This is a genomic window from Clostridium sp. ATCC 25772, assembly GCF_001573875.1.
Classification (GTDB): domain Bacteria; phylum Bacillota; class Clostridia; order Clostridiales; family Clostridiaceae; genus Clostridium_J; species Clostridium_J senegalense.
In genome coordinates this window covers 20,606-41,357 of sequence record NZ_LFRG01000002.1, presented here as the reverse complement: position 1 = coordinate 41,357, position 20,752 = coordinate 20,606, and the positions used below count along the sequence as shown (strand labels likewise).

Annotated in this window: 22 protein-coding genes; 5 read left to right on the top strand and 17 right to left on the bottom strand. The window is 27.0% G+C overall.

Annotated elements, in window-relative coordinates:
• Positions 1 to 45: 45 nt before the first annotated feature.
• A complete protein-coding gene (locus AZI32_RS00785) occupies positions 46 to 915 on the bottom strand; it encodes a YitT family protein (RefSeq protein WP_061994096.1) in 870 nt (289 codons plus the stop codon).
• A gap of 407 nt (positions 916 to 1,322) precedes the next feature.
• On the opposite strand from AZI32_RS00785, the gene cls reads away from it, so the two are divergent.
• Positions 1,323 to 2,780: a cardiolipin synthase gene (gene cls / locus AZI32_RS00780; RefSeq protein WP_061994016.1), complete on the top strand. Its 1,458-nt coding sequence runs from the start codon at positions 1,323 to 1,325 to the stop codon at positions 2,778 to 2,780.
• A 41-nt stretch (positions 2,781 to 2,821) separates the two neighbouring features.
• Here the strand turns inward: cls and AZI32_RS00775 are convergent, their stop codons facing one another.
• A complete protein-coding gene (locus AZI32_RS00775; protein ID WP_061994015.1) occupies positions 2,822 to 4,381 on the bottom strand; it encodes a threonine/serine exporter family protein in 1,560 nt (519 codons plus the stop codon).
• 144 nt (positions 4,382 to 4,525) lie between these two features.
• Here AZI32_RS00775 and AZI32_RS00770 point away from each other — a divergent pair, with 144 nt between their 5' ends.
• On the top strand, positions 4,526 to 5,095 hold the full coding sequence (locus AZI32_RS00770) for an anti-sigma factor domain-containing protein (protein WP_061994014.1): 570 nt from the start codon (positions 4,526 to 4,528) through the stop codon (positions 5,093 to 5,095).
• Positions 5,096 to 5,142: 47 nt separating this feature from the next.
• Here the strand turns inward: AZI32_RS00770 and AZI32_RS00765 are convergent, their stop codons facing one another.
• Positions 5,143 to 6,321 (bottom strand): glucosaminidase domain-containing protein, encoded by a 1,179-nt coding sequence (locus AZI32_RS00765; RefSeq protein ID WP_061994013.1) that lies wholly within the window; start codon positions 6,319 to 6,321, stop codon positions 5,143 to 5,145.
• A gap of 360 nt (positions 6,322 to 6,681) precedes the next feature.
• Here AZI32_RS00765 and rluF point away from each other — a divergent pair, with 360 nt between their 5' ends.
• Positions 6,682 to 7,425 (top strand): 23S rRNA pseudouridine(2604) synthase RluF, encoded by a 744-nt coding sequence (gene rluF, locus AZI32_RS00760; RefSeq protein WP_199869242.1) that lies wholly within the window; start codon positions 6,682 to 6,684, stop codon positions 7,423 to 7,425.
• Between the two features lie 116 nt (positions 7,426 to 7,541).
• Here rluF and AZI32_RS00755 read toward each other — a convergent pair whose 3' ends face one another.
• On the bottom strand, positions 7,542 to 8,147 hold the full coding sequence (locus AZI32_RS00755; protein ID WP_061994011.1) for a hypothetical protein: 606 nt from the start codon (positions 8,145 to 8,147) through the stop codon (positions 7,542 to 7,544).
• A 545-nt stretch (positions 8,148 to 8,692) separates the two neighbouring features.
• Here AZI32_RS00755 and AZI32_RS00750 point away from each other — a divergent pair.
• Together AZI32_RS00750 and ispF are read left to right on the top strand one after the other, a co-directional pair.
• Positions 8,693 to 8,881: a hypothetical protein gene (locus AZI32_RS00750; RefSeq protein WP_061994010.1), complete on the top strand. Its 189-nt coding sequence runs from the start codon at positions 8,693 to 8,695 to the stop codon at positions 8,879 to 8,881.
• 286 nt (positions 8,882 to 9,167) lie between these two features.
• Positions 9,168 to 9,638 carry a 2-C-methyl-D-erythritol 2,4-cyclodiphosphate synthase gene (ispF, locus tag AZI32_RS00745; protein WP_061994009.1) on the top strand — a complete coding sequence of 157 codons (471 nt, stop codon included), beginning with the start codon at positions 9,168 to 9,170 and terminating at the stop codon, positions 9,636 to 9,638.
• Positions 9,639 to 9,708: 70 nt separating this feature from the next.
• Here ispF and AZI32_RS00740 read toward each other — a convergent pair whose 3' ends face one another.
• From AZI32_RS00740 to AZI32_RS00680, 13 genes are all read right to left on the bottom strand, one after another.
• Positions 9,709 to 10,110, bottom strand: a complete 402-nt coding sequence (locus AZI32_RS00740) for a hypothetical protein (protein WP_061994008.1) — start codon at positions 10,108 to 10,110, stop codon at positions 9,709 to 9,711.
• A gap of 217 nt (positions 10,111 to 10,327) precedes the next feature.
• Positions 10,328 to 10,516, bottom strand: coding sequence for a ferredoxin (locus AZI32_RS00735; RefSeq protein ID WP_061994007.1), 189 nt, complete (start codon positions 10,514 to 10,516; stop codon positions 10,328 to 10,330).
• Positions 10,517 to 10,797: 281 nt separating this feature from the next.
• Positions 10,798 to 11,298, bottom strand: a complete 501-nt coding sequence (locus AZI32_RS00730) for a YhcN/YlaJ family sporulation lipoprotein (RefSeq protein WP_061994006.1) — start codon at positions 11,296 to 11,298, stop codon at positions 10,798 to 10,800.
• Positions 11,299 to 11,394: 96 nt separating this feature from the next.
• Positions 11,395 to 11,616: a hypothetical protein gene (locus AZI32_RS00725; RefSeq protein WP_061994005.1), complete on the bottom strand. Its 222-nt coding sequence runs from the start codon at positions 11,614 to 11,616 to the stop codon at positions 11,395 to 11,397.
• A 239-nt stretch (positions 11,617 to 11,855) separates the two neighbouring features.
• Positions 11,856 to 12,854, bottom strand: coding sequence for an ornithine carbamoyltransferase (argF, locus tag AZI32_RS00720; RefSeq protein WP_061994004.1), 999 nt, complete (start codon positions 12,852 to 12,854; stop codon positions 11,856 to 11,858).
• A 53-nt stretch (positions 12,855 to 12,907) separates the two neighbouring features.
• A complete protein-coding gene (gene arcA / locus AZI32_RS00715) occupies positions 12,908 to 14,113 on the bottom strand; it encodes an arginine deiminase (RefSeq protein ID WP_061994003.1) in 1,206 nt (401 codons plus the stop codon).
• Positions 14,114 to 14,126: 13 nt separating this feature from the next.
• Complete coding sequence (gene arcC / locus AZI32_RS00710) at positions 14,127 to 15,074, bottom strand: carbamate kinase (RefSeq protein ID WP_061994002.1); 948 nt, start codon at positions 15,072 to 15,074, stop codon at positions 14,127 to 14,129.
• Between the two features lie 763 nt (positions 15,075 to 15,837).
• On the bottom strand, positions 15,838 to 16,407 hold the full coding sequence (gene pyrE, locus AZI32_RS00705; protein WP_061994001.1) for an orotate phosphoribosyltransferase: 570 nt from the start codon (positions 16,405 to 16,407) through the stop codon (positions 15,838 to 15,840).
• 36 nt (positions 16,408 to 16,443) lie between these two features.
• A complete protein-coding gene (locus AZI32_RS00700; protein WP_206406621.1) occupies positions 16,444 to 17,340 on the bottom strand; it encodes a dihydroorotate dehydrogenase in 897 nt (298 codons plus the stop codon).
• Positions 17,341 to 17,385: 45 nt separating this feature from the next.
• A complete protein-coding gene (locus tag AZI32_RS00695; RefSeq protein WP_061994000.1) occupies positions 17,386 to 18,135 on the bottom strand; it encodes a dihydroorotate dehydrogenase electron transfer subunit in 750 nt (249 codons plus the stop codon).
• Between the two features lie 40 nt (positions 18,136 to 18,175).
• The gene (pyrF, locus tag AZI32_RS00690; RefSeq protein ID WP_061993999.1) at positions 18,176 to 19,054 is read right to left on the bottom strand and encodes an orotidine-5'-phosphate decarboxylase; all 879 of its coding nucleotides are present in this window, start codon (positions 19,052 to 19,054) and stop codon (positions 18,176 to 18,178) included.
• Between the two features lie 30 nt (positions 19,055 to 19,084).
• Positions 19,085 to 20,284, bottom strand: a complete 1,200-nt coding sequence (locus tag AZI32_RS00685) for a dihydroorotase (RefSeq protein WP_061993998.1) — start codon at positions 20,282 to 20,284, stop codon at positions 19,085 to 19,087.
• A gap of 14 nt (positions 20,285 to 20,298) precedes the next feature.
• On the bottom strand, positions 20,299 to 20,739 hold the full coding sequence (locus tag AZI32_RS00680; RefSeq protein WP_061993997.1) for an aspartate carbamoyltransferase regulatory subunit: 441 nt from the start codon (positions 20,737 to 20,739) through the stop codon (positions 20,299 to 20,301).
• Positions 20,740 to 20,752: the final 13 nt, after the last annotated feature.

Genomic DNA, 20,752 nt, shown 5'->3' with positions numbered 1-20,752 from the left:
AAAAGCACTTATCTAAATATAGATTTGTGCTTTTTATTTTAAAGTTTATTTTTCAATTTCAAATTTTGGCTGAGTAAATCCTCTACCATATACCTCTTTTATATCTGTAATTGTTAAAAATGCTTTATCGTCTATTTCTTTAACAATATTCTGAAGAATTACAAGTTCCTTTTGATCACAAACTACAAATAGTATTTTTTTATCTTCGTTAGTATACATACCTGTACCTTGAAGTCCCGTAACCCCCCTATTCAATGATTTCATCAATGCAATTGAAATTTCTTGTGACTTTTGTGAAATTATATGAACAGTTTTTGAAGCACTACCACCACTTACTATTCTATCTACCACAGTAGAAATTATGTACACTGCTATTATTGCATAAAGTCCTTTTTCTATACCAAAAACCATAATACCACATATGATTATTATTGTATCACAACAAGCCATAATTTTAGCCAGTGGAAGACCCTTAAAGAAATGATTAATTATAACTGCAGCAAGATCTGATCCCCCTGTACTTGCTGGTATTTTTAATACAATTCCTATTCCAGATCCTAGTAAAACAGATCCAAATATACTTACAAGCATCATATCTAAACCTTCTTGTGGTGGTAAATAGCTTGTATATGTAAGTGCCACAGATAAATAAAGTGCTGCAAAGACTGATTTTCCTGCAAATGCTTTCCCCTTAAGCTTTATTGCTAAAATAAATAAAGGTATATTAACTAAAATATTAGTTACCGATATAGGAATATTAGCCACATGTTCTATGACAATTCCAAGCCCTGATAGTCCACCTATAACTAATTGGTTAGGTTTGAAAAATACATTGATTCCAATTGCTGTTAATGTAATTCCTATCATTATTTTTAAGTAATCTTTAATGTCTTGTTTTTCAATAAATTTTAACATACGTTTTCCCTCCATCTAAAACCCCTCATCTGTTATAACATATTCGCTAAACAATGTAAACATTATCATTTCTAAATATTTAAATTATTTTTTTAAGTCACTATTTTTCTAATAATCTTAAAATTTCTAGTACATTTCATATTTTTATCACTTTTTTTACTACTTTGTCAATAGACAAATATACTTTTTTGAATATACTATAGAGTTCTAATCTAAATTTTAAAGTTATTCATTTATCAAATAATTTAATTTATAATTTGTTCAAATTCAATTATATTCAAGCTATAATAGAGTTAAACTATGTTTGAGTACATTTTATAGTGATTATAGTGAAATAAGCTTAAATTTATTGGATAACTTAAAAATATTTTTATTTTCTTATTAACAATATTTAAAGGAGGTTTTTTATGAGCTTTGTTGCTATTTTTAAAAACATAATAACATTTATATATATAATAAATATTTTTTTAGCAATACTTCTTATAATTTTTGAAAAAAGGAACCCAAATAGTACATGGACATGGATAATGATTATGTTTTTTATACCTATTTTAGGTTTTATTCTCTATTTATTTTTAGGTCAAGATTTAAGAAAACAGAAGTTCTTCCACTACAAAAAAGAAGAGGAAGAAGTCTTAATACCAACAATACAAGCTCAACATACCATGCTTAAAAATGACTATTTAGTAAAAAATAATCACTTTTTAAATGAGTATAGGGATTTTATTCAATTAAATTTAACTACTGATAATGCTATATTTACACATAATAATGATGTTAAAATATTAAATAATGGTGAAGAAAAATTTCCAAAATTGATTACTTCTTTAAAAAATGCTAAAAATTTTATTCACATACAATATTATATTTTTCGTGATGATGATATAGGAAATGAAATTATAAATATTTTAACTGAAAAAGCTAAAAGCGGTGTAGAAGTAAAAGTGCTGTATGATGGAATGGGCTGTATATGGCTTCCTAAAAAATTTTTCACCCCAATAATAGAATCTGGTGGAGAAGTAGTTTGCTTTTTTCCACCATTCATTCCTTATATAAATTTGAGACTAAATTACAGAAACCATAGAAAAATATGTGTTATTGACGGTATTGAAGGTTTTATAGGTGGATTAAATATTGGTGATGAATATTTAGGTAAAGATGAAAATATAGGTTTTTGGCGTGATATTCACCTTTATATAATAGGAGATGCTGTAGCTACATTAGAAACTCGATTCTTACTTGATTGGAGGTTTGCATCTAATAAAGAAGATTTTTCTATGAGCAAAAATTATTTTCCTAAAAATCAATATATAGGCAATAAACCTATTCAAATTATATCTAGCGGACCAGATTCTCAATGGGGCGCTATTAGAAATTCATATTTGAAAATGATTAGTAGAGCTGAAAAAAATATATATATAGAAACTCCATATTTAATTCCTGATGACAGTATTCTTACTGCACTAAAACTGGCTGCTCTTTCCGGAATTGATGTTAAAATTATTATACCTTGTAAACCAGACCATATGTTTGTTTATTGGGCTACTAAATCTTATGCATGGGAGCTTATGGAGGCCGGTGTACATTGTTACACGTATAATAATGGATTTATTCACAGCAAAATTATAGCTATAGATAGTAAATTATGTACTGTTGGTACTGCAAATTTAGATATGCGTAGTTTTAAACTTAATTTTGAAGTAAACGCTATGATTTATGACGAAGATTCTACTAAAGACTTAGAAAGAATATTTTTAAAAGATATCGAAAATTCTACGTATCTTACTAATAAGCACTATGCTGAGCGCTCTTTAATAATAAAAGTTAAAGAAGCAATTTCTAGGCTACTAGCACCTATGTTATAAAAAGGTATAAGGTCTTTTATAAGCCTTATACCCTTTTTATTTTATGTCATATATGGTACAAAAATTAATAATGTTATGATTGAATCAATAATTAAAGAGATTGATAAGGGTATTAAAGTAAGTATTTCTGTATCCTTTTTATAAAAGTTATATCCTAATCCATAACTTAAAAAACCTATAATTAAGCATAATATAGTTCCAACTATAGTGTTAGAGATAAATTGAGGCAGTAACATTTTATAGGATCCATATACTGTTGTTATTATTGCATAACACTTGATAATAATTGCAAAACAAGCCAATATAATAAAACTCTTAGCCCTTTTTTCTTTTGTAAAGCTATAATCAAAAAAGCTAACTATACCACCAATTACAAAAGTTGGTATCAACCATTTTATAGCTAATACAAATAGATATGAAAATGAATAAGCTATTCCTTGAGTTGTTGCTATTAACGCCTGAGAATATTCCCCTTTTCTTGCTTCATTATTAACTTTTTTGAACTTTTCATTAGTAGATGCTATATTTATATTAAATTTTTTATCATTTTTAAAACTTACAAATGATGAAATATCATCATTTATATATGGGTAAATGCAAAGTTCTCTAAGTCTCGTTACGTAAGAAAATTCTTTTACTTCCCCATTGTTTATAATATAATCTACTATGTTTTCTTGATAATCCTTTTTACCAAATAATCTAGGAGTAGTAGCTAAAAACCTTGCACCTTTTTCTGAGTAGAAACCTTTGTTGTAATATACTTCTTCACTATTATTTACCCTTAATTTAGATATATCAACGTCATTATTGTCAAGTCCATATTTTATAAGTTTTGAGCCTGAAAAAACACCCTTAGTTTCTTCTTCTAATAATATATACCCATATTTATCATCTGCAGAACATGCCATGTTAGAATAGACTACATTTTGCATTTTAGGAAGTTCTTTTATATCTTTTACTTCATTAAATTGCCTGTTTTCAAATATAACAGATTTTAAATTAGTTTGTTTTTGTAAAAAAGTTATAAGATATTTATCTTTTAATTTTACAGCAGATAACATAGATACACCTTTTTCATCTAATTCTTTTATTTCTTCAGTTTTTGTATTTATAACTTTTATTTTATCACTTGTACATATTAAAATTAAATTATCATCTAGTTGTTTCATTTCTATTACATCTTCAACTTTTTTACTATCTTTTTTATTAAAATTTTCATCTAAAATTAAAGTTTCCATATATCCTACAGAATTTTTAGTTGATGTAAAACTAAACCAATAACCGTCTTTAGCTTTACAAAGTGATGTAGCCATTATAAAATCTTCATCTATATCATAAGTTTTTTCATTAATAACTTCACCTATGTCATTTGTGATACTAAGCTTCAATTTATCCTTATCATCATATCCAACTATTATTTTTTCTTCATCTTTTAAAATAGGAGCTGGATTCCTCACCATTCCTTCACCAACAATTACTTCTTTACTCCAAATCTCAGATGGAGGACTCTTATAATACCCTAAACTTGTTATATAATTTAGAATTAAAATTATCCCCGTTAATAATACTAACCCTCCTATATATATGCTTTTTTTCTTCATCTCCCCGCCTCCAAATTTTTCAAAATTCTGTATTTTCTAACTTTTATTATACTCTCTGTTTTATATATATTCAATTATATGATATTATTATAATTAGTTGATTTAAAATTAACATTCTAATTATAAATTTGAGAGGATTTATCTATGAAGAGAACAGGTAAAATAATTAATATTGAAAAAAATAAAGTATATCTTCTTACTAAAGATAAAGAATTTATAACTGTAAAAAGAACTAACATAAAGCCTAAAATGGGCAACATATATACAGGAACTGTAATTCAAAAGAAAACCATAGTTCAAAAACTTCTTATATCTTTTCTTTTAATAGGTATAATTACAGCTAGTATTTTAACTTATACTAATTTTGCTACTAAATATGTTGTAATTGCTGATTTTAACTCTAATGTTAAATTTGAAGTTACATCTTCCGGTAAAATATCTAATGTATCTTCCAAAGATGCTGATGGAATAGAACTAATTAATAATACCAATGTAATTGGAAATACATTAAATGATGGTCTTATTATACTATTTGATGAAGCTTTAAAGGAAAAACAAATTTCCATACCTAATGGATATTATATTGGAAAAGTATTAGTATTTGTATCAGATAATAAGACAGAATTACCATTAGACCTTAATACATTTGTAAGCCATGCAGAAAAAAATAATTTTGTAGTAACAGTAAATAGCAATACCGGTGAATTTGATTAATAAAAAAACAGCTTAATATTTATTAAGCTGTTTCTTATTTTCACATATTATTTAACGAATCTAGGAATTTGAAATTTCAATTTAGCACTTGTACACTGACTTAATATTCGTTCATATCTAGCAGCTTGTTTATATGCCCATGACACATCTGTAGCATATTGCTTCCATCCACTTGGATATTCTCCTATCGCCCATCTCATTTCATATAATGTATCTTTATCATCCATATCAGTCACTTGTGAACAGTGTATATATCTTTCTCCGATCCATTTAGCACCACCAATTATAGCCTTTTCTGGAGTTGTCCATCCTTGTTCATATGCAGTTTTTGCTCCTCCATTTATAGGATCACTATCTACTGCCCCTATACCGTACATATTATAGACTTTTACAGTCTTGCCATCTGGAGTTTTATAGTCTATGCCATTAGCTAACTGAGATGTTCCAACCCCTGTTTCTAATGCACAATGTAAGTTTAAATATACAGGATTTATATCATATGTTTTTCCTGCTTCTATAAATACTGAACCTTTATCTTTTATAATTCCCTTTGTATTTATCTCCCTATTTAAAACTTCTGGTGATATACCATCTATATATTTTAAACTTAAAAATTGATAGACTTGAGTACTATTTAAAGATAAATTTTCTGAATCAGCAAAAGCTTTAACATTTAATAAACTTCCATCAGATGTAAACGGTGAATTTCTTAAAAATTTAATTAATTTTCCTGATTGACTTTGTACAAAATCATCTAATGTAAATGGATAATCTATATATTCAACTGTGCTTCCTGCTGGAACGCTAATAGTATCTGTGTTTCTTTCAGTAGTAAAATCTATAACATAATTATTTTCAAGTCCGCTTCCAATTGAATTTGTAATTGAACTACTTACTAATAAACTATAAATAGTATTAGGTTCATATCCACCTTCTGGTGGATTTACATTTACAACTTTATTGTTAGCATCATAGCTAATAGATATAGGTTGACTTACGCCCCCATTTACTGTTGTAACTTTAATAGAACTTTCTAGTGAATTAATAGCACTATCATTTAGTGTATCATTAAGGCATATGCTCCAAACTTTATTAGTTGGAACACTTAATTTATGTTCAAAAACCTTAGGCTCTACTGCTGCATTCACCCTTGATGTTGTAATAATCATAGTGACCATTATTAATAAAAATACACCTATAATAGAAGACCTCTTTTTTCTCTCCATTTTTCCCCCTCTTTTCTTAATATTGCTTGTCCACTTTTAATGCAAAATTGTTATAAATTTAAGTTTTATTCTTTCTTTTACAAACAATTTTGCTAACCATTAGACAATAACTTATAAATCATACTTAAATTATACATGATGATTCCTTTAATTTGTATATTTATTTATATTTTTGTAAATTTAAATTATATTGTATAGGTATATCTATTATTTTTATCTTCTATAAAATTATTGCAACCTATTTTCAACTAAAATTCTTCTATATTTCTATAAAAATATCAGAATTAATTTTTATAGTTAGCTTTTAAGTATATAATACTAGTATATACTTATAATATTTTTAGAAAAGGAACGATGTATATGGATAAAAAAATCACTTCGGGTACTAGATTAAATAAATACATAAGTGAAAGTGGATTTTGCTCTAGAAGAGAAGCTGATAGGTTAATTGAAAAAGGCATAGTCTTTATAAATAAACAAAAGGCCGGTATAGGTACTAAAGTTTTACCTAGCGACATTGTTACTGTAAATGGAGTAACTGTAAAACCTAAAAGTAAAAAAGTTTATATAGCACTAAATAAACCTGTAGGAATTACTTGTACTACAGACACATCTATAAAAGGAAATATAGTTGATTTTATAAATTATCCTGAAAGAATATTTCACATAGGAAGATTAGATAAACCCTCTCAAGGATTAATTTTTCTAACCAATGATGGCGACATAGTAAATAAAATTTTACGTTCAGGAAATAATCATGAAAAAGAATATTTAGTTACTGTTAATAAGCCAATTACTGATAATTTTATTAAAGCTATGTCTAATGGTGTACCTATCTTAGATACAATCACAAAAAAATGTTTTATAAAAAAAGAAAGCAATTATATTTTCAGGATTATATTAACTCAAGGTCTAAATAGACAGATAAGAAGAATGTGTGATTATTTAGGATATGACGTAGTAAAGCTTGAAAGAATTCGTATTATGAATGTGACACTAAAAGATATTCCTATAGGTAAATGGAGATACTTAACGGAAAAGGAAATGGGTGTTATAAACTCTCTTGTAAAAGATTCTGTAAAAACAGAAGATGCTTCTTTATAATTAACTTGTTATGGGAACGTACTTTGAAAATTCTACTTATATATAAAAAAATTAAAGGTGATTTTTTAATTTTAAAATCACCTTTAATTTATGAATTTTTTAGTACTTTAAAAAATTTATTCTTCTTTTTCTGCTGGCTTTTCAAGGTCAGCTTTAAATAATGTTTTAAAATCATCATTAATTAATTCTTTATTTTCTTTTGTTTCCTTTAAACTTGGTTCATCACTTTCTGAAATATCAAACATAACTTCATAAACAGTAGTTGGTACTTTATCATCTCCATAAACTACAACATAAGACTTTTGTGATTTTTCTCCATTAGCGTTTTTATAATAATCATAAATTTTAGTTTTACTTACATCTACTTTTTTATCTGTCATCTCTTTATCTATAATTTCTTTTGTCTTTTTAGTATAATCTTCTTTCTTTGCAGCATTTACTTCCTTTTTTACATCATTTAATATTTTAATAGTACCTATATCATCATAATAATAATCTTTTTCTGATACAGCATTTAATAATTGTCCAAATTCTTCATATTTAACTTCTTCAGCTTTTTCTTCAGTTTTTTCTTCATCTTTTTTATTTTCATCTTTTTTATTAGTAGCTTCTGTATTTGTTGCATTTTCTTTTGCATCATTTTTATTAGTTGTATTAGCCCCACATGCTGTTAATGAAAATGTTAAAACTGCAGCTAACACAATTGATAATACTTTTTTCATTTCATATACCCCCAATTTAATTAGTTATTTTTTCCAATTGGCCCTTTTTCAATTATATCAATTTTTAAAAAATTTTTCAATATTTAAAATAATCTTAATATTTAAAATCATTTTTCATATAAATAATTCACAATTTTATCACAGTAATTTTAATTAATATGAAAACATTGTAAATTTTTTTACATTCTTAGAAAAGTTATTAACATTATCCACAGACTTCCTGTTAATAATCTGTTGAGTTATTGTTAATATTTAATTACAATTTAGTTTTTTCAGAATAATTTTAATGAAAATTAAAATAATATAGATGTATATATAGTTCTTATTTTTTTATTATTTTTTATACACATTATCAACATGATTGTTTATAATTTGTGGATAACTTTCAAATTATTTATTTTTTTTAAAAACTTAACTAATAATTAATATTATTTAAAAACAATTAAAATTTGAATTGTTAAAATATTCTGTAATTTATGGTATAATTTTCTTATTAAATGTTTTTACTTCTTTCCCATACCACAAGCACATTGGGGGTTGATATAATGTCTAATAACGTTATTTATGTAGACTTTAAATCTAGAAAAAAAATTAAGAATCGCAATAAATTCATTAATTTCTTTTCTATAAAAAAAATCAAATCTTTTTTTAACAATAAACATCCTAAAGAAAATAGAACTAATAAACCTTACGATATGAGATTAAAGATTTATAACTATAAAAATCAGTTATAAATATAGATATACAAAACTTTTAAGATATAAGTTAAAATATAATTGTAGAATTCTATATGTTATTAAATTTTAAATAATGGTCAGTATGGTTATTTTTTACTCTGTATTTAATGATTATACTGACTGTTTATTTTTATAAATATTTGTATAATTATTTTACTTTCCCCTAATATTACGTATAATAAATAATATTAAGGATAAATTTATTTTATAATTATATTTTAGTATTTAAAAATATTAGATTAATTGTTCTATAAATAATTCTATATTTGTTTGGAGGTTTTTTATGAGAATCGGACTAGGTTATGATGTACATAGACTTACAGATAACAGAAAACTTATATTAGGTGGCGTTACAATTCCTTATGAGAAAGGCCTTTTAGGACACTCTGATGCAGACGTTCTTGTTCACGCAATTATGGATAGTCTCTTAGGTGCTGCAGCTCTAGGAGATATAGGTAAACACTTTCCTGACACAGATGAAAAATACAAAGGAATTTCTAGTATGGAGCTTTTAAAATATGTAGGTGATTTATTAAAAAAACATAACTATATTATCGGTAATATAGATGCTACTATAATAGCTCAAAGACCTAAAATGGCTCCTTACATTTCTGAAATGGTATCTAATATAAGTGATTCACTTAACATAGATTGTAACAAAATTAATGTAAAAGCTACAACTGAGGAAGGGTTGGGATTTACCGGAACTGGTGAAGGTATATCTTCTCAAAGCATATGTTTACTTCTAGATTAATTATATGTAGATAAAAATCTTTCTGGTATAAATTTAAAAGGATGCAAAAGCATCCTTTTTTATGAATTAATTATTCAACTGTTTTCTTTTCACTTTCACCTAATAATATTGCAGAAAGTCTTATAAATGTCTTAATATCTTCTTCTGTTAATTTTTCTATACCATTAATATTTTCAAGATTTTCTTTTACCACATTTAATGCAGTTTCCTCTTTTACTGGATTAGACATGTTATTAAAGTTTTCTTCAACATATCTAACTCCATCCATTATTATCCTTAATATTTTTTTCGTATTTTCATCTGCTACCCCTAATTCATCTAACATATCAATAATTGTATATCCGAAATTCAGGAATTTATCATCTAGTATTATATTTTTCTTTTTTAACAGTCCTGCAAGTATTCCAACCGCCAATACAACTAAAATTATAAGCAATGCTTGAACTAGACCATTTTGCATAAAAGCCTCCATAAATTCCCCTCCAAATTATATTTTATTATTATATATATATTCTAAAGGCCTTGTTATTGCTACAAATCTATTCAAATTTATATTTAAGTATAAAAAAATACCAAAATAATTTTAACTATTATCTTGGTATTTTATATAATTAAATTTATATAACAAAAATATATTGTATAAAACATTTTACAATTCAAACTATTCCCCCTATATTATCTAAAATAAACTAACATGTTTTTATTGCCTCAACAGGACAATTTTTCTCTGCTTTTTTTGCATCAAATTCATTTATAACCGGAACTTTTTCTACTTTAACATAAGCTTTATCACCATCACCTATTTCAAAAACTTCTGGGCATAGCTTTGCACAGCTACCACAGCTTATGCATGTTGCTTTATCAACTTTGGCTATCATAAAATTACCTCACTTTTTATTTATACTTTAATTATAAAATTCCCAATAGCATGTTTTTTTATTCTTGTTAATATAGGTTCCTAGTTAGCCTTCAAATTTATCTATTTTAAGACTTAAGCAAAAAAGTTATGTAAACTCCTAATTATTTAAATTCAGTACCATATTCTGCATAGAAATATTTTTAAGTTCTTAAATAAATTTAATCTTGAACTTGTAATCAATATATTTTTTTAAAGATGAAAAACTCTACATATGTATTAGTAGAGTTTTTTATCTTTTAATTACATTATATCGTTTTTAAATCCTTCAAAGTCCCCTTTTACATCTTCCCATGTTTTTCCACTACCTAAATCTTCATACATTTTTTTGATTTTTACAGTCATTGTAGTATCATCACTAATTTTAACTGTAGTCACTTTATTATCTGTTTGTTTTATAGCATCTTCTATTGCCTTATTAACTTCTGTTTTGGAAGTTATATCATCATTATATGCTACACCTACTACAGCTGTATTGTCATGAACAACAGCACTAGCTTCTTTTACACCAGCTATTGTTGATATTTTTTCTCTTATAACTTTAGATCTTTCAAGTTCAGCTGATTTTTCATTATCTGTGGTCTTGTTTGCATTTCCTGTATTGTTTGTCATACCATTTTTATTTGTCATACCATTTTTGTTTGTTGTATTATCAGTTGTGTTTTTAGTACATCCAACTAATGGCATTGCAAGAAGTGATGCTGAAAGGACTAATGCCATAAGTCTTTTAGAATTTTTATTCATGTAAATACCTCCTAAAATTATTATCTATTTCTCTATACTATTGTGCTCAACTTCAATAGTTTTTATTATAATTTTAGGAAATTAATTTTTTAAATTTTATACTGATATTACTTCTATAAAAATATCTCTTTTTAACATATACTTTCCATTTTTTAATTCTAGCTCAAACTCACTTACCGTGCTTACCTTCTCAGCTTTTTCAACATGAAATACATATCCATATTTATTTTTATTTTTAAAAAAAATTTTATTACTTCTAACAACTTTTAATTGATTTCCTAAATTATCATATATCATTGTTGGAATTTCATTAATCATAGCATCTCTCTCCCTTTAGTAAACTTTATGGTTGTCCTTATTGTCTTAATTCCCTTGTGTCAATGATATATAATATTAAGAAACCCTTATATTTATGATTAATATTTTATGAATAATCTACGTTCTTAAATTCTTAAATCAAATTTAACTTTTCACCTTAATTCATTACCTTATTATTTTTATATAAAAAATAATAAGGTATCTTAAAAACAGTTTTAAGATACCTTTAAAATTAAAAATTATTTTCCTAAAGTAGCTACCATAACAGCTTTTATGGTATGCATTCTATTTTCAGCTTCATCAAATACTATTGATGCTTCACTTTCAAATACTTCATCACTTACTTCCATTGCATTTATACCAAATTTCTCAAAAACATCTTTTCCTACTCTTGTTTTCAAATCATGGAACGCTGGAAGACAATGCATAAATTTAGCATCTTTATTATTAGTTAACTCCATCATTTTTGAATTAACTTGATATGGTAGAAGAATTTTTATTCTTTCCGCCCAAACCTCATCTGCCTCGCCCATAGAAACCCAAACATCTGTATAAATTACATCTGCACCATTAACGCCCTCTTCTACACTATCTGTTATTGTTATTTTTCCACCAGTGCATTTTGCAATTTCTAAACATTTATTTACTAACTCTTCTTCTGGAAATAATGATTTTGGTGCAACTATTCTAAAATCCATACCCATTTTAGCTGCTCCAATCATAAGAGCATTTGCCATATTATTTCTTCCATCTCCAGCATAAACAAATTTTATTTCATTAAGTGGCTTTGTAAAATGTTCTCTTATAGTTAAAAAATCCGCTAATACTTGTGTTGGGTGATCTTCATTAGTAAGACCGTTCCATACAGGCACTCCAGAATATTTAGCTAAATCATTTACCACTTCCTGTCCAAACCCTCTATATTCAATTCCATCAAACATTCTTCCTAAAACTCTAGCAGTATCTGCAATAGACTCTTTTTTCCCCATTTGGCTTCCTGTAGGTCCTAAATAAGTTACATGTGCCCCTTGATCATGAGCAGCTACCTCAAAAGCACATCTTGTTCTAGTTGAATCTTTTTCAAATAACAATACTATGTTTTTACCCTGTAAGGTTGGTTGTTCTACCCCTGCATATTTTGCTCTTTTTAATTCTTGTGCTAAGTCTAAAAAAAAGTTTATTTCTTTTGGCGAAAAATCCATTAGTGTTAAAAAGTTTCTGTTTCTTAAATTATACATTTTTAATACCCCCAAAATTATTTAAAATATATTATCATAATCTTTAATTTAAATTAAATATCTTCTCTTACAAATGGCATAGACATGCATCTTGGACCACCACGACCTCTTGAAAGTTCACTGGATTTAATAGCATATACTTCAATATTATGCTTGTCTAAAAGTTCATTTGTAACATAGTTCCTATCATAAGTTATTACCTTCCCCGGTGATATAGCTAAGGTGTTAGAACCATCATTCCATTGTTCTCTTCCCGCTGCTATTTTGTCTCCACCACCACATCTTATAAGTGTAACCTCTGTTTTCAAAGCTCTACTTAGTACACTTTCAAGGCTTTCTTCACACTCTTTTGTAATTACATTCTTGTTTGCTTTATCATAACTTATTTCTATTACTTTTAATGTATCTTCTATTTCTGGATGTATTGTAAATTTATCATAATCCACCATAGTAAATACTGTATCAAGGTGCATGAACGCTCTTATTTTTGGTATATTAAACAATAATATTTTTTCAAAGGTTTCTCCTGATTTGAAAATATTACTTGCAAGTTTTAATACAGCTTCTTTATCTGTTCTTTCACTACATCCAATAGCTAATACTTCTTTTGATAATACTAGCTGATCTCCACCCTCTATACATGAAGGGTTGTCCATATCATAATATATGCTCACATTTGTATCTTTAAACCATGGATGATACTTAAATATATATTTTCCAAAGAGAGTTTCTCTCCTTCTTGCAACTTTTCTCATAGAGTTCAAAGATACACCACTTCCTATACACGCAAATGGATCTCTTGTAAAATATAAATTAGGCATTGGTTCCAATAAAAAAGGGTATTCACTTTTGCTTTCTTTTAAAAGTATATCCTCTTTTCTAACTCCAGCCATAATAACATCAATCATTTCTTTAGGTAACATATTTAAAAGATATTTTTTTAGTTCTTCTTTTATCTTATTATCAACTAAATTACTTTTTAATAATATATCTTCTACAAACTGCTCTTTTATGTTTAAATCTTTTATTGAATCTGTTACTAAGTTTTCTAAATATAAAACCTCTATACCATTCATTTTAAATACTTCTGCAAACTTATCATGTTCTTCACGTGCAATTTTTAAATATGGTATATCATCAAATAATAAATTTTCTAAATAACTCGGTGTTAAATTTTCAATTTCTCTACCTGGTTTATGCAAAAGAACGGTCTTTAATTTACCTATTTCAGAATAAACTTTTACCCCCCTTTGTTCCATCCATTATCGCCCCCTACTCTTTAATTATTTTAGTCCCAGATACTCCTTTTAACGCTTCATTTGCTTTAGATAATGATGATATTATTGCTATTTTATTATCACCAAATTGAACAAATTTTTTACATGCCTCTATTTTCGGAAGCATACTTCCTGGAGCAAACTGTCCCTCTTCTATATATTTGTTAACTTCTTTTATAGTAATAGATGTCAATTTTTCCTCTGTTTCTTTGTTATAATCTATACATACACTTTCTACAGCTGTTAATATTAACAAACAATCCGCATCTAGTATCTCTGCTAATCTTTCTGCTGCAAAGTCCTTATCAATAACTGCTGCAACACCTTGTATTGTATTGTTTTTTCTTATTACTGGTATTCCACCACCACCACAAGAAATAACTACTTTTTCATTCTTAACTAAGTCCTTTATAGTTTCTTTTTCAATTATATCTAAAGGCCTTGGTGAAGCTACAACCCTTCTATATCCTCTCCCAGCATCTTCTTTCATAATATACCCTTGACTTTTTTCTAATTTTTCTGCTTCTTCTTTAGAATAAAATGAACCTATAGGTTTTGTAGGATTTTTAAAACCACCATCATTTTCGTCTACTAAAACCTGAGTTATTACTGTAGCTACTGGCTTGTCAATTTTCCTATAGTTTAATTCTTCACTTATCGCATTTTGAAGATGATAGCCTATATATCCTTGTGTAAATGATCCACACACATCAAATGGAAATAAAATATTTTTATCATTATATTTTATAGCATCTTCAATTGTGGCTACTATTTGTCCTACTTGTGGCCCGTTCCCATGTACTATAGAAATCGAATGTCCTTCTTCTATTAAATCAACAATAGATTTTGCCGTATCTTTACATGTTTTTAATTGTGACTCTGCACTTTTATCCTTTGGATTTGATTGTAGTGCATTACCCCCTAAAGCTAATACTATTTTCACAATATCCCCCCATTTAAAAACATATTTATTTTTATAATATTTTTTAATTCTTTCCCCAAGCACCCTTTTTATTTAAAATAATTATTTATAATATTAATTAATTTTGTTGAATTTTTTAATTGTCATGTGTTCTATATTTAATAGATTTGTTTCATTAGTATTAAATTTATGTTTAACATGATGTTTTATGCAGTGATTTCATAAGATGTTTTTAATATAAAGTACTATCATAGTAAATAATTTTCTATTTTATGTCAAATTTGCTATGATAAAGTATATTCATTTGCTATACATTTTTTCACAAGTACTAAATTTCAATTTATTAATAATTAATTATATTTATATTAATTTAACTGTAATTATAGTTTATAAAGTTAAATATTATCTATTACATTTTTCTTCTTATTTTAATGAAATCATTGTTTTATATCTTAAATTTAAAGTCTAAATATTACAATACAGTATTAATATTTAGACTTTAAATTAATAAATTAATTTAATTTATTACTCTTCATATAATGTCTTAACAAGATATTTTAAAATTTTAGAATATATTATATATATCTTTCTAATTACTAATAATAAAATATACAATATATTTGAATTTTTATGTAAATGTATATTTTTTGTAAATTTTTTATTTATTTTTATTCAACTCTTTTTTTAATTTTTTTAAATTAAAAGGCTATAAGATATAATTTACATATATCTTATAGCCTTTATTTGAACTTTAATTTTTAACAAATTTTTATTACTTTTGCAACTATTTAATATTTCTGCTACCTGGTTTTATATAAGGAATACCTTCTTTGCATAGTGGACATTCTTCTTTTTCAAAGTTATCTACATTTAGTTTTATAGCACTATATAATGGTAATTTAAGTTCTGATATTTCTCCTCTTCTGTCAACAATTGAGCAAACCCCAACAACTTCTGCACCTAAACTTTCTAATAACCTACACACTTCCATAGTTGATTTTCCTGTAGTTACAACATCCTCTGATATCATTACCTTAGTTCCCTTTTCTATTTCAAATCTAGATAAAGTCATAACTCCATCTCTTCTCTCTGTGAATATGCCTGGCTTTTTTAACTGTCTTGCTACTTCATAAGCAACTATAACTCCACCCATAGCTGGTCCTACAACAACATCAAAATCTATATCCTTTATTTTATCTACAACAACTTTTAAAATTTTTTCTGCTTTATCTGGATATTGAAGTAGTCTAGCACATTGGCAGTATTTATTGCTATGTCTACCTGATGATAATAAAAAATGTCCTTCTAATAATGCATTAGTTTCTTTTAATATGTCTATAATAATTTTTTCCATTATAATTCCTCCAAGTCAAATTTATTTGATTATGCCTTATATAATTCCTCTTATATCATTTATATTTTTTATGTTTCTCTCTTTTAAAAATTTTTCCATTCCGTTTATAATATCTAGCATAATATCTGGTTTTATAAAGTTAGCAGTTCCTACTTGTATAGCCGAAGCTCCTGCCATTACAAATTCAATAGCATCTTGCCATGTTTTTATTCCACCTAGTCCTATTATAGGAATATTTACCACTTTACTTACTTCATTCACCATTCTAAGGGCTATAGGTTTTATTGCTGGTCCTGAAAGTCCTGCATATACATTTTCAAAGACAGGTTTTTGATTATATATATCAATTGCCATGCCTTTAAAAGTATTAACTAATGACAATGCATCTGCCCCTGCTTCACAACAACTTATTGCCATTTCCTGAATATTTTCAGCATTAGGTGATAATTTCACTATAAGTGGTTTACTACAATATTTTTTTACTTCTTTAACTGCATCATATGCTATAGACGATTTAATCCCTAAAGCCATACCACCAGTTTTTACATTAGGACAGGATATATTAAGTTCTATCATATCTACACTACTACAATTTAATTTTTTAACACCTTTAATGTATTCTTCTATAGAACCTCCGCCTAAATTTGCAATTATTACTGTATTTAACTCTTCCATATTTTTCAGTTCTTTTTCTATAAATTTATCTACTCCTGGATTTTGAAGTCCAACGCTATTTAACATTCCAGATGGAGTTTCTTTCATCCTTACCCCATCATTACCGTCCTTAGGGTTTATAGTCAATCCTTTAGAGCTTATCCCACCAAGTTTAGAAACTGGAAAGAACTCGTTATATTCTTGTCCAAAACCAAATGTACCCGATGCAGCTATTACTGGATTTTTAAATTCAACTCCACATATATTCACTTTCATCATTAATCATCACCTCATGTACTAATCTTCAAAGCCCTATTATTTTTATTAAATCTCTATATCATCACCACAAAATACTGGTCCATCTTTACAAGTTCTTTTATTTCCTTGCTTGGTTTTACAAGTACACACTAAACAAGCGCCTATTCCACAGGCCATCTTTTTTTCTTCTGATATATAAACCTTTGTGTTTGTTTCTTTGCACATTTTCACTACTTTATTCATCATAACTTCTGGTCCACAACATAGTACTAAATCGTATTTATTTGTGTCTAATACCTCTGTTATATAACCCTTATGACCACAACTTCCATCTTCTGTTGATACATATATTTTTTTAATACTATTTTTCATATCTTCAATTGCATATGTTAAGTCTTTAAATCCTGCATATAAATCTATACTTTCTTCTTTTAATAAACTTAAAAGATATTTCATTGGAGCTATACCTATTCCCCCTGCTACTATTGCAGTCTTTTTCCCTTTAACTTCTTCTACATTAAATCCGTTTCCTAGTGGTCCCATTGTTTTAATTTCATCACCTTGATTTAACTTGCTTATTAATTCTGTACCTTTGCCAACAACTGCATATAAAAACTCAATATAGTCTCCATTTTTTCCAACGTTATGAACACTTATAGGTCTTGATAAAACTGGCTCGTCTTCCCAGCATCTTACCATATAAAACTGACCTGGGTTCGCTTTGAATTTTCCTGATACTTTTATCTTATAGATTCCCGTTGAAACCTCTTTATTTTCTAACACTCTATTCATTGTAAATTCTTTATTTAAATTCATAAAACCATCCTCATATATAAGATTTGAAAAAACTTACCCCTTACCCTCTTGTATTGTTTTTTATAGCTAACTTTATTTCATCTCTCATTCTTATGACTTCTTCCCTTGCATATTTATCAAAATATTTTTCACCGTCTTCATATTTTTTATATGCAAGAAGTATACCTCTTGATGAGTTAACTACTCCACCATTTCCATCTTTTAAATACATAGCTACATCTTCTGCCGTTCCACCTTGTGCTCCATATCCAGGTATTAAGAAAAATGTACTATTTAATTTTTTTCTTAACATAATTCCTTCTTCTGTATGAGTACATCCTATAACTCCACCTATAGAACTATATCCACACTGTCCTAAGAAGTTTTCTCCTATTTTGTTAAGCTTATCTCCAACTTTTGAATATACCTTTTCATTATCTAATGTATCTATATACTGTATATCTTTTGCCCCTTTATTAGATGTTCTTATTAATACAAAAATTCCTTTTTCACCTTTTTTAATATATGGGATATATGGCTCTATAGTATCTAAGCCCATATATGGATTTAATGTTATAAAGTCAACCTCAAAATCTCCCTCAAAATGTGCTTTTGCATACATTTCAGCTGTTTTTGCTATATCCCCTCTTTTTATATCTCCTATAGCAATTCCGCCTTTTTTCTTTATATATTCTATAGTCTTTTTATACGCTATAAGTCCTTCTAATCCTAATGCTTCGTAATATGCTATTTGAGGTTTATAACAAGCGACAACATCTAAAGTAGCATCTATAATACTTTTATTAAATTGAAATACACCTTCTGATATTGATGAAAATTTATTTAAAAAATCTTTAGGTATGTAGCTTAGATCTGTATCTAGACCTAAACAAACATGTCCTTTTTCTTTAACTGTATTAAATAATTTATCTATTATCATTAAACGCCCTCTCATTCTAGATTTAAGTATCTAAATTTCATATTTATTATTTGAATAAACTATTTCACCATTTTTTATGGTTTTTATTATATCTCCATATACTTCTACCCCATTTAATGGCGTATTTTTTCCTTTTGAATAAAATCTTTCTGAATCTATATTATATTTAGCTTCTAAATCTATTAAAACTAAGTCTCCTTCATATCCAATTTCAATTTTTCCCTTTTTAACACCTAACATTTCACTAGGTTTTTTACTCATGATTTCACTTAGTTTTTCTAAAGATATTCCATTTTCTTTTACTAGTTTTGTATAACATACGCTAAATGCTGTTTCTATTCCAGATATACCTGGTGCTCCACTTTCCTTATCCTCTTTACTGTGTGGCGCGTGATCTGTTGCTATAACATCTACATATCCATCTTCTATAGCCTTAATTAAAAATTCTACATCTTCTTTTTTTCTTATTGGTGGATTTACTTTATAGTTACATTCATTTTCTAAAAACAAATGATGTGGTGCAACTTCACAGGTAACTTTGGTCCCTTCATCTTTATATCTTATAATATACTTCATAGCCTCCTGAGTACTTACATGTGCTATATGAACAGTAGCACCTGTTATTTTTGCAAATTCTAGATTACGTAAAGTCATTATATTTTCTGCTATTCTCATATCATATTTTGATAGATTTTCCTCTTCGCAGTGGCACATAAGTATTAATTTTTTTTCTTTGGCCTTAACCATAGCATCTAACATAATTTTGCTATTCATTACATCTTTTCCGTCTTCTGATATGATTTTTATGGAATTATCTATCCTATCTAAATGACTTATATCCTTACCATCAAAACTATTAGTAATAGAAACTGTTTGATGTACATCTATTAAACCTATTTGATTAGCCCTACCTCTAACATAATTTACTGTATCCATAGAACTGCATACAGGATTTGTATTTGCCATTAGATTTACCATTGTATATCCGCCTTTAACCGCAGCCCTTGAACCTGATTCTATATCTTCTTTATAAGTAAATCCTGGTTCTCTAAAATGTACATGTAAATCTACAAAGGATGGCATAAGAACATAACCTTTTGCATCTATAGTTTTACAAGATTTTCTTAAGTTTCTACCAATTTTATTTATAATGCCATCTTTTATATAAACATCACCTAAATAGCTTCCATAACAGTCTACAACTTTTGCATTTTTAATTAATAATTCCACAAATTTAACCCTCCTTAGTTATAACGTATTTCCTTTACTTTTATAATCTCATCACAATATTTACATCTATATTCTTTTTTGTCTTCATTAAACAAATAATGTGTATGAGCTATATATGGTTCTATTGATGTTATACAACGAGGATTTTTGCACTTAATAATTCCTTCAACTTTTTTAGGAAGGGTTAATGCTATTTTCTCTACAATTTTTTCATCTTTTATTATATCTACAGTTATACCTCTATCTATTAATCCTAAAACTGTATAATCTAATTCCATAACATTCTCTATCTTTATAATATCTTTTCGCCCTAATTTTTCACTATGGGCATTCATAATTAAGGCAACCTGATACTGTGCTTTATCTAATCCTAAATAATTAAATATTTTCATTCCTCTTCCAGATTCTATATGGTCTATAACAATTCCATTTTTTATACTATTTATTGTTAACATAGAAAACCCCCCT

Excerpts from the sequence above, each read along its gene's own strand:
- AZI32_RS00695 (WP_061994000.1), bottom strand. The coding sequence starts at position 18,135 with ATGAATTTAAATAAAGAATTTACAATGAATAGAGTGTTAGAAAATAAA.
- AZI32_RS00730 (WP_061994006.1), bottom strand. The coding sequence starts at position 11,298 with ATGAATAAAAATTCTAAAAGACTTATGGCATTAGTCCTTTCAGCATCA.
- AZI32_RS00765 (WP_061994013.1), bottom strand. The coding sequence starts at position 6,321 with ATGGAGAGAAAAAAGAGGTCTTCTATTATAGGTGTATTTTTATTAATA.
- AZI32_RS00700 (WP_206406621.1), bottom strand. The coding sequence starts at position 17,340 with ATGATGAAAGTGAATATATGTGGAGTTGAATTTAAAAATCCAGTAATA.
- AZI32_RS00735 (WP_061994007.1), bottom strand. The coding sequence starts at position 10,516 with ATGATAGCCAAAGTTGATAAAGCAACATGCATAAGCTGTGGTAGCTGT.
- ispF (WP_061994009.1), top strand. The coding sequence starts at position 9,168 with ATGAGAATCGGACTAGGTTATGATGTACATAGACTTACAGATAACAGA.
- cls (WP_061994016.1), top strand. The coding sequence starts at position 1,323 with ATGAGCTTTGTTGCTATTTTTAAAAACATAATAACATTTATATATATA.
- AZI32_RS00755 (WP_061994011.1), bottom strand. The coding sequence starts at position 8,147 with ATGAAAAAAGTATTATCAATTGTGTTAGCTGCAGTTTTAACATTTTCA.
- rluF (WP_199869242.1), top strand. The coding sequence starts at position 6,682 with ATGGATAAAAAAATCACTTCGGGTACTAGATTAAATAAATACATAAGT.
- AZI32_RS00680 (WP_061993997.1), bottom strand. The coding sequence starts at position 20,739 with ATGTTAACAATAAATAGTATAAAAAATGGAATTGTTATAGACCATATA.
- pyrF (WP_061993999.1), bottom strand. The coding sequence starts at position 19,054 with ATGATAATAGATAAATTATTTAATACAGTTAAAGAAAAAGGACATGTT.
- AZI32_RS00770 (WP_061994014.1), top strand. The coding sequence starts at position 4,526 with ATGAAGAGAACAGGTAAAATAATTAATATTGAAAAAAATAAAGTATAT.
- AZI32_RS00775 (WP_061994015.1), bottom strand. The coding sequence starts at position 4,381 with ATGAAGAAAAAAAGCATATATATAGGAGGGTTAGTATTATTAACGGGG.
- pyrE (WP_061994001.1), bottom strand. The coding sequence starts at position 16,407 with ATGGAAAAAATTATTATAGACATATTAAAAGAAACTAATGCATTATTA.
- arcA (WP_061994003.1), bottom strand. The coding sequence starts at position 14,113 with ATGGAACAAAGGGGGGTAAAAGTTTATTCTGAAATAGGTAAATTAAAG.
- AZI32_RS00750 (WP_061994010.1), top strand. The coding sequence starts at position 8,693 with ATGTCTAATAACGTTATTTATGTAGACTTTAAATCTAGAAAAAAAATT.
- AZI32_RS00725 (WP_061994005.1), bottom strand. The coding sequence starts at position 11,616 with ATGATTAATGAAATTCCAACAATGATATATGATAATTTAGGAAATCAA.
- AZI32_RS00740 (WP_061994008.1), bottom strand. The coding sequence starts at position 10,110 with ATGGAGGCTTTTATGCAAAATGGTCTAGTTCAAGCATTGCTTATAATT.
- AZI32_RS00785 (WP_061994096.1), bottom strand. The coding sequence starts at position 915 with ATGTTAAAATTTATTGAAAAACAAGACATTAAAGATTACTTAAAAATA.
- argF (WP_061994004.1), bottom strand. The coding sequence starts at position 12,854 with ATGTATAATTTAAGAAACAGAAACTTTTTAACACTAATGGATTTTTCG.